The 13,155-nt window shown below is 65.5% G+C and carries 7 protein-coding genes; 2 read left to right on the top strand and 5 right to left on the bottom strand.

Going from position 1 to position 13,155, the window contains the following annotated elements:
* Window positions 1–30 precede the first annotated feature (30 nt).
* Both epsC and Q5H94_RS08490 read left to right on the top strand, forming a co-directional pair.
* Entirely contained in the window at window positions 31–702 is a 672-nt protein-coding gene (epsC, locus tag Q5H94_RS08495) for a serine O-acetyltransferase EpsC (protein ID WP_304560833.1), read from the top strand.
* Window positions 702–1,043 carry a DUF2794 domain-containing protein gene (locus Q5H94_RS08490; protein WP_304560832.1) on the top strand — a complete coding sequence of 114 codons (342 nt, stop codon included), beginning with the start codon at window positions 702–704 and terminating at the stop codon, window positions 1,041–1,043. The genes epsC and Q5H94_RS08490 overlap by 1 nt, the downstream gene beginning before the upstream one ends.
* Window positions 1,044–1,224: 181 nt before the next feature.
* On the opposite strand, the gene Q5H94_RS08485 is transcribed toward Q5H94_RS08490, so the two are convergent.
* The 5 genes from Q5H94_RS08485 to rpoB form a co-directional block, all read right to left on the bottom strand.
* Window positions 1,225–2,931 carry a flotillin family protein gene (locus Q5H94_RS08485; RefSeq protein WP_304560831.1) on the bottom strand — a complete coding sequence of 569 codons (1,707 nt, stop codon included), beginning with the start codon at window positions 2,929–2,931 and terminating at the stop codon, window positions 1,225–1,227.
* A gap of 23 nt (window positions 2,932–2,954) precedes the next feature.
* Window positions 2,955–3,572 (bottom strand): OB-fold-containig protein, encoded by a 618-nt coding sequence (locus Q5H94_RS08480; RefSeq protein ID WP_341850103.1) that lies wholly within the window; start codon window positions 3,570–3,572, stop codon window positions 2,955–2,957.
* Between the two features lie 123 nt (window positions 3,573–3,695).
* Window positions 3,696–4,130, bottom strand: a complete 435-nt coding sequence (locus tag Q5H94_RS08475) for a hypothetical protein (protein ID WP_304560829.1) — start codon at window positions 4,128–4,130, stop codon at window positions 3,696–3,698.
* Between the two features lie 149 nt (window positions 4,131–4,279).
* Window positions 4,280–8,569, bottom strand: a complete 4,290-nt coding sequence (gene rpoC, locus Q5H94_RS08470) for a DNA-directed RNA polymerase subunit beta' (RefSeq protein ID WP_304560828.1) — start codon at window positions 8,567–8,569, stop codon at window positions 4,280–4,282.
* 126 nt (window positions 8,570–8,695) lie between these two features.
* Entirely contained in the window at window positions 8,696–12,847 is a 4,152-nt protein-coding gene (gene rpoB, locus Q5H94_RS08465) for a DNA-directed RNA polymerase subunit beta (RefSeq protein WP_304560827.1), read from the bottom strand.
* Between the last annotated feature and the right edge of the window lie 308 nt (window positions 12,848–13,155).

The following is a 13,155-nucleotide window of genomic DNA, read 5'->3' as shown; positions in this document are numbered from 1 at the left end:
GCGCGGAAAGATGTTTGGGGACACGGTTTTATGCGGCGACTGATCGCCTATCTCGATTCGATCAAGGCGCGCGATCCCGCGCCGCGGTCGCGTGCCGAGATCCTGACCTATCCGGGCGTGTGGGCGGTGGCGTGGCACCGCGTCGCGCACCGCCTGTTCAAGGCGGAGCTGTATTTCCTCGCGCGCTGCATCAATCACTTTTCGCGGGCGTGGACCGGCGTGGACATCCACCCCGGCGCGACGATCGGGCATAACCTCTTCATCGATCACGGCTTCGGCGTGGTGATCGGCGAGACGGCGACCATCGGCGACGGCGTGACGATCTATCAGGGCGTGACGCTGGGCGGCACCAGCCCCGACAATGGCGTGGCGGGCAAGCGCCATCCGACCATCCTCGACGGTGCGATCCTCGGTTCGGGCGCGCAGGTGCTCGGGCCGATCACGGTCGGCAAGGGCGCGCGCATCGGCGCCAACGCCGTCGCCACGCGCGACGTGGCGGCGGGCGCGGTGATGGTCGGCATCCCGGCGCGCGCGACGATGGTCGAGCGCGATCCCGCCTTCCTCGCCTACGGCACGCCGTGCAGCCAGATGTTCGATCCGCAGACGCAGAAGGTCGAACTGCTGCGCTGCGAGCTGGAGACGATGCGCAAGCGGCTCGACGCGCTGCTCGCCGACAACGAGGTCATGCGCAACCGCGCCTGATGGGGACGGTAACGCCTTTTCCCAACGCGGGCGGGCAGCCGCTCCAGATCGGGTTCGACCGGCTCGAACTCACGCGCATCCTCGATCTCTACGGCCGCATGGTCGCGGCCGGGCATTGGCGCGACTATGCGATCGAGCTGGGCAAGGACGCGGCGGTGTTCGCGTGCTTCCGGCGGACGGCGGAGCGGCCGGAGTTCCGCATCGAGAAACGCCCGGCGCTCAGGAACAAGCAGGGCATGTGGGCGCTGGTCGGCGAGCACGGCGCGATCGTGAAGCGCGGGCATGAGCTCGGGCCGGTGCTGGCACCGGTGGAGCGGAGGCTGGTGAAGCTGGTCGAGTAAGCGGCGCAGGCGCGTCGCGTAGGCGTAGCCGGAGGACGGCGCCGGTGCGCGACGCGCAGCGCCGCTTACGGCCGGCGGGTCGGCGCAAGCGCCGAACCCGGCCGACGGCTTTGCCGTCGGCGCGACGTCCTGAGACAGAAGAAGCGGGGCCCCGGCTCAAGGCCGGGGTGACGCTTGCTTCTCAGGCACCCGAGTCCGGTTTCTCCACAACCTCGGCCACCACCGGCACCGCCACAGTCGGTGCGGCGGCACCGGCGAGCATGCCGCCCATCGTCGCGCCGTTCATGCCGAGCTCGGCCATCAGCGCATCGATCAGCGGGCCGCCGACGCGGTAGCGCATCGCCGCCGCAACGGCCGCATCGGCGAGGTTGCCGGTGCCGCCAGCCGCGTCGCCCGCGGCACCGTCGCCGTGCAGGCCGCGCGCGTCGAGGATCGAGATCTTGTCGATCTGCTCGATCGGCTTGCCCGCCGCGGCGATGATGCCGGGCAGCGCTTCCAGCATCGCCTTGCGTACCAGCAGAGCGGTCTGCGCATCGCTGAGGATATTGGTCGCCTGGTTGAGCGCGGTCTGGCCCGCCGCGTCGACCTGGAAGGCGGCGGCGCGGCCCTCGGCGCGCGCCTTCTCGGCATCGGCCTGCGCGACCGCTTCGGTGCGCAGCGCGGTGGCGCGCGCCTCGGCCGCCTCCTTCTCGGCGGTGGCGGCGACGGTGATCTGCACCGCTTCCTCCTGCGCGCGCTGCGTCGCCGCGATCACCGCGACGTTCTTGTTGCGGTTCGCGATCTCGGTCGCCTTGGCGGTGGCGACGCTTTCCTCGGCGCGGACGGCGAGCGCACGTGCCTCGTTGGCGGCGGCGGTGGCGGTCGATTCCTCTTCCGATTTCTGCGCGGTCTGCACCGCCGTGGTGATGCGCGCTAGCTCGATGTTGCGATCGCGCTCGATCGAGGCGGTCTGCACGGCGCCGTCGCGCGCGATGGTCGCGGTCTGCGTCACCTTGTCGGCTTCGGTCTGGGCGACGGTCTGCGCCTGTTCGGCGGTGATGCGGGCGATCTCGGCGAGGCGGGTCTGTTCGGCTTCGGCGGTGGCGATGGCGGTCGCCTGCTGTGCGCGCAGCGCCGCAAGCGTCTGCTCCTGCGTGAGGCGCGCCTGTTCGGCCGCCTGCGCGATCTCGAGGCTCTGGTTATTCGCCTCGAGGTTGCGCTGCTCGATCTCGACGCGGTTGGTCGCGACGATGTCGTTGCGGATCTTCTTGCGCTCCTCGATCGTGCGGGTCAGCACGGTGAGGCCCTCGGCGTCGAAGGCATTGTTTTCGTTGAAATGTTCGAACGCCGTCTGGTCGAAATGGGTGATCGACACGGACTCGAGCTGGAAGCCGTTCATGTCGAGATCGGTCATCAGCGCTTCCTGCACCTTCTGGATGAAGTCGGCGCGGTTGGCGTGGAGATGCTCCATCGTCATCGTCGCCGCGACCGAGCGCAGCGCCGAGACGAGCTTGCCGTCGAGCAGCGACTTCACCGCATCCGGGCTGTTCACCGAATTGCCGAGCGTCTGCGCGGCGGCGGCGATCGACTCCGCGTCGGGCTTCACCTTGATGTGGAACAGGCCGACGACATCGACGCGCAACTTGTCGAGCGTGATCAGCGCGTCCTTGTTGAGGCGCGACACCTCCAGCTTCACCGTCGTCAGGCGCACCTGCATCAGTTCGTGCAGCACGGGGATGACCATGATGCCGCCGTTAAGCACGACCTTCTCACCGCCGAAGCCGGTGCGGATCAGCGCGACGTCCTTGGTCGCGCGGCGATAGAGCCGGGTCAGGATCACGCCGATCACGACGAGCGCGAGCAGCACGATGCCGGCGTAGATCAGGATGGTGATGAGCGAAGCGGGCACGTGGGTCTCCTGTGGAGCGGGGTTCAGATCGGTCGAAGGGTCGGGTCGGTATCGGGCACGACGTAGAAGGTGCGGCCGTCGCGCCGGACGAGCAGGGCGCTTTCGCCCTGCGCGACGGTGGTGTGATCGTCATGCGGCTCGACCATGACGTAATGCGCCTGGCCGTGCTGATCGATCACCTTCGCGCGGGCGGGGCGGCCGCGCCCTGCAGTGCCCTCCAGCACGGTGCCGCGCTGCATCAGCAGATCCTCGACGCCGATGACGGTCGTCTCATAGCTCGGCATGACGCGCGCGAGTCCGCCCGCCGCGAAGGCGTTGGCGACGAGCGCGACGGGCAGGGCGATCGCCACCGCGATGCCCCAGTGGAAGGGGCCGGCAAGCTGCTGGAGCGCGACGCCCGCGATGGTGAAGCAGCCGAGCAGCGACGTCAGCCAGATCAGGATCGGCAGCCCGCGCCCGAAGCCGAGCCAGCCGAGCACGTCGGGTGCCTCGGCATGACCGATCTCGACATGACCGTCGAGATCGAGGCTGCCGAGCCCGAGCCCGATCGCTTCGATCAGGCCGATGCCGATCATTACGAAGAAGGCGACGGTGAAGGGGGCGTATGCCGCGGTGAGAAAAAGATCGAACACGGGGGCCATCATATCGCGGAGTGCCTTACGCCTATAGCACAATCGCGACATGAACGGATGAGGTAAATCAACGGGTTAGGTGCAATGACTGTCAGGCGCGCAGGATTGTTGACACCGTCGCGCTACGTTTCGTCAATAGACCCGCCGGCGATCGAACCACGTCGCGGCGTCTTCGCCGTAGAGGATCAGGATCGCCAGACCTTCGACACTCAACTGGATTATCGACAGCGTGATCGCCGCCGCGCCGCTCTCGCTCGGCAACGTGATCATGCCGGCGGCGCGCAGGAAGGCGATGCTGGTGGCGAGGCCGAGCATCCAGCGCAAGCCGAGCGCCCCGCGTGCGGCGCGCGATCTGCCGAAGAATATTAGCAGCATCAGTGACAAGGCGAAGGCGATCCCGAGCAGGCGGATCGTCATGATCCGCGCGGCGAGCGTCTGCGCCGCGTCCGGTGCGATTCTGAAACCGAAATCGCTCGTCCGCGTGGCGTAGAGCGCAAGCAGCAGCGCCACCAGCGTCGAGAAGCCGAACAGCAGCGCGAACACTGTGATCGATGTCGGTCTTTGCACGCTGTTTCGCCCCACGCCGGTTTCGGTGAAAGGGGATATGCCGTCGGGTTTAAGACTTTGCGTATCCGCCCTTCTCGACAAAACAAAACCGCCGCCCGGGTTTCCCCGGACGGCGGCTTTTGTTCGCTTCGGTCACCCGAGCCCGAGGATCACTCCTGGTTCAGGTAATCCCCGGCGTCGGCATCGGTGCCGGTGCCCGACACTTCGACCGAGGCCAGTGCGTCGTGCGTGCCGCCGGCGTCGCGCGGGCTGCGCGCGAGTTCGGCTGCATGCTCCTCGGCGGCCGAGGCCGGGGCGATGATCGACACTTCGGCCATCTTGCGCTGCGACACCCGCAGCGCCGCGTCACGCGACGAGGCGGCGACGCGCAGGCGGTTCATGCCCGCGCCCGTACCCGCCGGGATGAGGCGGCCGACGATGACGTTCTCTTTCAGGCCGATCAGCGTGTCCTGCTTGCCCTGGACCGCCGCCTCGGTGAGGACGCGGGTGGTCTCCTGGAACGACGCCGCCGAGATGAAGCTGCGGGTCTGCAGCGACGCCTTGGTGATGCCGAGCAGGATCGGCTTGCCCTGCGCACGGTTCTGGTTCTTGTCGAGCTTGTCGTTGATCGCATCCATCTCGTCGCGATCGACCTGCTCGCCGGCCAGCAGCGTGGTGTCCCCGCCGTCGGTGATCTCGACCTTCTGCAGCATCTGGCGAACGATCGTCTCGATGTGCTTGTCGTTGATCTTCACGCCCTGGAGACGATAGACCTCCTGGATTTCCGAGACGAGATATTCCGCCAGCGGCTCGATGCCGAGCACCTCGAGGATGTCGTGCGGATCGGGGCTGCCGCCGATGAGGTTGTCGCCGCGCTTGACGTAATCGCCTTCCTGCACGTCGATGACCTTCGACTTGGGCACCAGATACTCGACGACCTCGCCGCCATCCTCGGGCTGGATGCCGATCTTGCGCTTCGCCTTATAGTCCTTGCCGAACACCACGCGGCCGGAAACCTTGGCGATGATGGCATTTTCCTTCGGCTTGCGCGCCTCGAACAGCTCGGCCACGCGCGGCAGACCGCCCGTGATGTCGCGGGTCTTTGCGGACTCGCGGCTGACGCGGGCGAGAACGTCGCCGCCCGAGACCGTCGCACCATCCTCGACCGAGAGCGTCGCGCCGGGGACGAGCATGTAACGGCCCGCTTCCTCAGCACTTTCGCCGGTGAGGGTCAGGCGCGGACGCAGATCCTCCTTGGCCTTGGTGGTGGCGCGATATTCGATGACGACGCGCTGCGAGATGCCGGTCGCTTCGTCGGCCTGCTCGGTGAGCGTCTTGCCCTCGATCAGATCGACATATTTCACGACGCCGGGATTTTCCGTGATCACCGGCATGGTGAACGGATCCCATTCGGCCAGACGATCGCCCTTCGAAACGATGTGACCGTCATCGAACAGCACGTACGCGCCGTAGGGGATGCGGTGTACCGCACGCTCGCGGCCGTCCATGTCGACGATCGCCAGCTCGCCCGAACGCGACAGCACCACGCGGCGGCCGCGCTGATCGGTGATGGTGCGGAGATCACGATATTCCATCGTGCCGTCCGAAACCGCCTCGAGGTTCGACTGCTCGTTGAGCTGCGCCGCGCCGCCGATGTGGAAGGTACGCATCGTCAGCTGCGTGCCCGGCTCGCCGATCGACTGCGCCGCGATGACGCCGACCGCCTCGCCGATGTTCACCGGCGTACCGCGGGCGAGATCGCGCCCGTAGCACTTGCCGCAGACACCGATCTTGGTCTCGCAGACCAGCGGCGAACGGATCTTGCACGATTGCGTGCCGATCGCCTCGATCTTCGCCACCATTGGCTCGTCGAGCAGCGTGCCGGTCGGGATCACGATCTCGCCCGTCTTGCTGTCGATGATGTCCTCGGCCGTGGTGCGGCCCAGGATACGCTCGCCGAGCGACGCGATGGTCGATCCGCCCTGCACGATCGCGCGCATTTCCAGCGCCCGTTCGGTGCCGCAGTCGTCCTCGATGATGACGCAATCCTGCGACACGTCGACGAGACGGCGGGTGAGGTAGCCCGAGTTCGCGGTCTTGAGCGCCGTATCCGCGAGGCCCTTGCGGGCGCCGTGGGTCGAGTTGAAGTATTCAAGGACGGTCAGGCCTTCCTTGAAGTTAGAGATGATCGGCGTCTCGATGATCTCGCCCGACGGCTTCGCCATCAGGCCGCGCATGCCGGCGAGCTGCTTGATCTGCGCCTGCGAACCGCGGGCACCCGAGTGCGCCATCATGTAGATCGAGTTGATCGGCTTCTCGCGGCCCTTGTTGGGGCCGTCCTCGTACTTACGGACCGCCTTGATCTCGTTCATCATCGAGTTCGCGACCTGGTCGCCGCAACGGCTCCAGGCGTCGATCACCTTGTTGTACTTCTCCTGCTGCGTGATCAGACCGTCCTGATACTGCTGCTCGAAGTCCTTCACCTGCTCGCGCGTCTCGTCGACCAGCTTCTCCTTGTCGGGCGCGATGATCATGTCGTCCTTGCCGAACGAGATGCCGGCCTTGAAGGCGTGCTTGAAGCCCAGCGACATGATCGCGTCGGCGAACAGCACCGTGTCCTTCTGGCCGGTGTGGCGATAGACCTCGTCGATCACGTCGCCCACGTCCTTCTTGGTGAGGAGGCGGTTGACGGTATCGAACGGCACCTTCGACGATTTGGGCAGGCACTCGCCGAGCAGCATGCGACCGGGGGTGGTCTCATAGCGCTTGAGATACTGCTTGCCGTCCTCGTCGGTCTGCGGGACGCGGCTGATGATCTTGGTGTGGAGCGTCACCGCGCCGGCCTCGATCGCCTGATGGACCTCGGACATATCCGAGATCATCATGCCCTCGCCGGGCTCGCCTTCCTTGAGCATCGACAGGTAATAGAGACCCAGCACCATGTCCTGCGACGGCACGATGATCGGCTTGCCGTTGGCGGGCGACAGGATGTTGTTGGTCGACATCATCAGCACGCGCGCTTCGAGCTGGGCTTCCAGCGAAAGCGGGACGTGGACGGCCATCTGGTCACCGTCAAAGTCGGCGTTGAAGGCCGAGCAGACCAGCGGGTGCAGCTGGATCGCCTTGCCTTCGATCAGCACGGGCTCGAACGCCTGGATGCCGAGGCGGTGGAGCGTCGGCGCGCGGTTGAGCATGACCGGGTGCTCGCGAATGACTTCGTCGAGGATGTCCCAGACTTCCTTGCGCTCCTTCTCGACCCACTTCTTCGCCTGCTTGAGGGTCATCGAGAGACCCTTGGCGTCGAGGCGCGCGTAGATGAACGGCTTGAACAGCTCGAGCGCCATCTTCTTCGGCAGGCCGCACTGGTGCAGCTTGAGTTCCGGCCCGGTCACGATGACCGAACGGCCCGAATAGTCGACGCGCTTGCCGAGCAGGTTCTGGCGGAAGCGGCCCTGCTTGCCCTTGAGCATGTCGGACAGCGACTTGAGCGGACGCTTGTTGGCGCCGGTGATCGTGCGGCCGCGGCGGCCATTGTCGAACAGCGCGTCAACCGCTTCCTGCAGCATGCGCTTCTCGTTGCGGACGATGATGTCCGGCGCGCGCAGCTCCATCAGGCGCTTGAGGCGGTTGTTGCGGTTGATCACGCGGCGATAGAGATCGTTCAGATCCGACGTCGCGAAGCGGCCGCCGTCCAGCGGCACCAGCGGGCGCAGCTCGGGCGGGATGACCGGCACGACCTCGAGGATCATCCATTCCGGGCGGTTGCCCGAATCGATGAAGCTCTCGACGACCTTCAGCCGCTTGATGATCTTCTTGGGCTTCAGCTCGGACTTGGTGACGGCCAGCTCTTCGAGCAGCTCCTTGCGCTCACCCTCGAGATCGAGATCCTGCAGCATGATGCGCACCGCTTCCGCGCCGATGCCGGCCGAGAACGAATCCTCGCCATACTCGTCCTGCGCGTCGAGGAGCTCGTCCTCGGTCATCAGCTGGTACTTTTCGAGCGGGGTGATGCCCGGCTCGATGACGATATAGGCTTCGAAATACAGCACGCGCTCGAGCTGCTTGAGCTGCATGTCGAGCAGCAGGCCGATGCGCGAGGGCAGCGACTTCAGGAACCAGATGTGCGCGACGGGTGCTGCCAGCTCGATATGGCCCATGCGCTCACGCCGGACCTTCGAGACGGTGACCTCGACGCCGCACTTCTCGCAGACGATGCCCTTGTACTTCATGCGCTTGTACTTGCCGCACAGGCACTCGTAATCCTTGATCGGGCCGAAGATGCGCGCGCAGAACAGGCCGTCACGCTCGGGCTTGAACGTGCGGTAGTTGATGGTCTCGGGCTTCTTGATCTCGCCGAACGACCACGAGCGGATGCGATCCGGCGAGGCGATGCCGATCTGGATCTGGTCGAAGGTCTCCGGCTTGGCGACCGGGTTTGCGAAGTTGGTCAGTTCGTTCATTTTCAGCTCCAATTCCCCTCCCGCGTGCGGGAGGGGCTAGGGGAGGGCATGTCAGCGTCGGGAAGGTGCTTGGCCCACAGGCCCTCCCCCGACCCCTCCCGCAAGCGGGAGGGGAGATAGTGTGGCTTACTCCGCCGCGATCGCGACGCCGTCCGGGTCGAACTCTTCGATCGACTTCAGCTCGACGTTCAGGCCCAGCGAGCGCATTTCCTTGACGAGCACGTTGAAGCTCTCGGGAATGCCGGCCTCGAACGTGTCGTCGCCCTTGACGATCGCCTCGTAGACCTTGGTGCGGCCGACCACGTCGTCCGACTTCACCGTCAGCATTTCCTGCAAGGTGTAGGCGGCGCCGTAGGCCTGGAGCGCCCAGACCTCCATCTCGCCGAAGCGCTGTCCGCCGAACTGCGCCTTGCCGCCCAGCGGCTGCTGGGTGACGAGCGAGTACGGCCCGATCGAACGCGCGTGGATCTTGTCGTCCACGAGATGGTGCAGCTTGAGCATGTAGATGATGCCCACCGTCACCTTGCGATCGAACTGGTCGCCGGTGCGGCCGTCGAACAGGTCCGACTGGCCCGACGTATCGAGGCCCGCCAGCGTCAGCATCTCCGACACGTCCTTCTCACGCGCACCGTCGAACACCGGGGTGCCGAACGGGATGCCCGTCTTCAGGTTCTGCGCCAGCTCGATGATCTGCTCCGCCGAACGGCTCTTGATGTCGTCGGCATAATGATCGCCGTAGACTTCGAGCAGGCGCGTCTTGACCGCGTCGGGCATTTCACCGCCCTTGGCGTCCGGGTTCGCCTCGCGCCAGTCCTCCAGCGCGCGGTGGACCTGCTGGCCGAGGTTGCGCGCCGCCCAGCCGAGATGCGTCTCGAAGATCTGACCGACGTTCATGCGGCTCGGCACGCCCAGCGGGTTGAGCACGAGATCGACCGGCGTACCGTCGGCGAGGAACGGCATGTCCTCCGCCGGCAGAATGCGCGAGATAACGCCCTTGTTGCCGTGACGGCCGGCCATCTTGTCGCCCGGCTGCAGCTTGCGCTTCACCGCGACGAAGACCTTGACCATCTTCAGCACGCCCGGCGGCAGCTCGTCGCCCCGCTCCAGCTTCTCGCGACGGTCGTGGAACTTGTCGGTGATCAGCTTGGCGGCTTCGTCATACTGGCCCTTCACCGCTTCCAGATTGCTCTGCACGGCGTCGTCGGCGACGGCGAACTTCCACCACTCGTAACGATCGACGCTGTCGAGCAGATCCTGATCGATGACCGCACCCTTCTTGAGGCCCTTCGGCACCGCGGTCGCGGTCTGGCCGAGCAGCATCTCCTTGAGGCGGCTCCAGGTCGCGCGGTTGAGGATCGAACGCTCGTCGTCCGAGTCCTTCTTCAGGCGCTCGATCTCCTCGCGCTCGATCGCCATCGCGCGCTCGTCCTTGTCGATGCCGTGGCGGTTGAACACGCGCACCTCGACGACCGTGCCGGCGACGCCCGGCGGCAGGCGCAGCGACGTGTCGCGCACGTCCGACGCCTTCTCGCCGAAGATCGCGCGGAGCAGCTTCTCTTCCGGCGTCATCGGGCTTTCGCCCTTCGGCGTGATCTTCCCGGCGAGGATATCGCCCGGCTCGACCTCGGCACCGATGTAGACGATGCCCGCCTCGTCGAGGTTGCGCAGCGCCTCCTCGCCGACGTTCGGGATATCGCGGGTGATGTCCTCCGGCCCGAGCTTGGTGTCGCGCGCCATGACTTCGAATTCCTCGATGTGGATCGAGGTGAAGACGTCGTCCTTCACGATACGCTCGGAGATGAGGATCGAGTCCTCATAGTTGTAGCCGTTCCAGGGCATGAACGCGACGAGCGCGTTGCGGCCCAGCGCCAGCTCGCCGAACTCGGTCGAGGGACCGTCGGCGATCACGTCGCCCACGTTCACGACCTCACCCACCTTCACCAGCGGACGCTGGTTGATGCAGGTGTTCTGGTTCGAACGCTGGAACTTCATCAGCGTGTAGATGTCGACGCCCGACTGGCCGGCCTCGACCTCACCCGTCGCGCGGATGACGATACGGGTCGCATCGACCTGATCGACGATGCCCGAACGCTTGGCGGCAATCGCGGCACCCGAGTCACGCGCGACCGTCTCTTCCATGCCGGTGCCGACGAACGGCGCCTCGGCGCGCACCAGCGGCACGGCCTGACGCTGCATGTTCGATCCCATCAGCGCGCGGTTGGCGTCGTCGTTTTCCAGGAACGGGATGAGCGAGGCCGCGACCGACACCAGCTGCTTGGGCGAAACGTCCATCAGCGTGATGTTGTTGGGGATCGCCATCAGGAATTCGCCCGCCTGACGCGACGAGACCAGCTCCTCGGTGAACGAACCGTCGGTGGTCAGATCGGCGTTGGCCTGCGCGATCGTGTGCTTGGCCTCTTCCATCGCCGACAGATAGACGACGTCGTCCGTCACCTTGTGATCGACGACCTTGCGGTACGGCGTCTCGATGAAGCCGTACTTGTTGACGCGGCTGAACGAGGCGAGCGAGTTGATCAGGCCGATGTTCGGGCCTTCCGGCGTCTCGATCGGGCAGATGCGGCCATAGTGCGTCGGGTGGACGTCGCGGACTTCGAAGCCCGCGCGCTCACGCGTGAGGCCGCCCGGCCCGAGCGCCGAGACGCGACGCTTGTGCGTCACTTCGGAGAGCGGGTTGGTCTGATCCATGAACTGCGAGAGCTGCGACGAGCCGAAGAACTCGCGCACCGCGGCGACCGCCGGCTTCGCGTTGATCAGGTCATTCGGCATGACGGTCGAGACGTCGACCGACGACATGCGCTCCTTCACGGCGCGCTCCATGCGGAGCAGGCCGACGCGGTACTGGTTCTCGAGCAGCTCGCCGACCGAGCGCACGCGGCGGTTGCCGAGGTTGTCGATATCGTCGATCTCGCCCTTGCCGTCCTTCAGGTCGACCAGCGTCTTGACGACGGCGAGGATATCCTCGGTGCGCAGCGTCGTGACCGTGTCCTCGGCGTCGAGCTCGAGGCGCATGTTGAGCTTCACGCGGCCGACCGCGCTCAGATCGTAGCGATCGGGATCGAAGAACAGGCCGCTGAACAGCGACTCCGCGGTTTCGAGCGTGGGCGGCTCGCCGGGGCGCATGACGCGGTAGATGTCGGACAGCGCCTGCTCGCGCTCCTCGGCCTTGTCGGCCTTGAGCGTGTTGCGGATCCAGGGGCCGGTCGTGACGTGATCGATGTCGAGCAGCTCGATCCGGTCGATGCCCGCCTTGTCGAGCAGTTCGAGGTTCTCGGCCGACACTTCGTCGCCCGCCTCGATGTAGATCTGGCCGGTCTGCTCGTTGATGAGGTCATAGGCCGAATAGCGGCCGAAGATTTCCTCGGTCGGGATCAGCAGGTCGGTCAGGCCGTCCTTGGCCGCCTTGTTGGCGGCGCGGGGGCTGATCTTCTGGCCGCTCGCGAACACGATCTCGCCGGTCTTGGCGTCGATGATGTCGAACATCGGCTTCTGGCCGCGCCAGTTTTCCGCCGCGAAGGGGATGATCCAGCCGCCCTGGCCGCGCACGAAGGTGACGCGGTTGTAGAAGTAGTTGAGGATCTCTTCCGAGTTCAGGCCGAGCGCATAGAGCAGCGCCGTCACCGGCAGCTTGCGCTTGCGATCGATACGGACGTTGACGATGTCCTTCGCGTCGAACTCGAAATCGAGCCACGAACCGCGATACGGGATCACGCGCGCCGCGAAGAGATACTTGCCCGAGGCATGCGTCTTGCCGCGGTCATGGTCGAACAGCACGCCCGGCGAACGGTGCATCTGCGAGACGATCACGCGCTCGGTGCCGTTGATGATGAAGGTGCCGTTCTGCGTCATGAGCGGCATGTCGCCCATGTAGACGTCCTGCTCCTTGATATCGAGGACCGAACGCGCCTCGGTATCGGCGTCCACCTCGAACACGATCAAGCGCAGCGTGACGCGCATCGGCGCGGCATAGGTGATGCCGCGCTGGCGGCACTCGTCGGTGTCGAACTTGGGGGGCTCGAGTTCGTAATTGACGAAGTCGAGTTCGGCGGTGCCGGCGAAGTCGCGGATCGGGAAGACCGAGCGCAGCGTCTTTTCGAGGCCCGAGACATAACCGATCGAAGGATCGCTGCGGAGGAACTGTTCGTAGCTCTCGCGCTGCACCTCGATCAGGTTCGGCATCTGCACCACTTCGTGGATGTTGCCGAACACCTTGCGGATGCGGCGCTTTGCGGTGCCGCCTTCGATCGCCTTGGTCGCCATGTGATTTTTTGCCCTCAAGTCAAAATTCGTGTCCGGCTCGCCCGGACGGGCACGCATAAAGACGCAAAAAGCCGCTCGTTCTCCGTGTTCTGGAAAACAGCAGCTTCAGCGTCCTTGTGAAACCACAACCCTCAATCCGATCGACACGCTGCGCGACGGCATGTCATTTCCCGAAAGCTGTGATGAAGAGAGCCATATAGGCGGGGTGTTGGATCGTGTCAAACCACTGGTTTAATTCGGCTGGTCGATGACGAGCACCGGACTGCCGCAATTTCGAGCCGATCATGGGCCGAATCCCGGGTTCCCTT

The organism is Sphingomonas immobilis (assembly GCF_030580995.1).
GTDB lineage: Bacteria > Pseudomonadota > Alphaproteobacteria > Sphingomonadales > Sphingomonadaceae > Sphingomonas > Sphingomonas immobilis.
The sequence above is the reverse complement of the archived record's forward strand: the minus strand, read 5'-3'. Positions and strand labels throughout refer to the sequence as shown.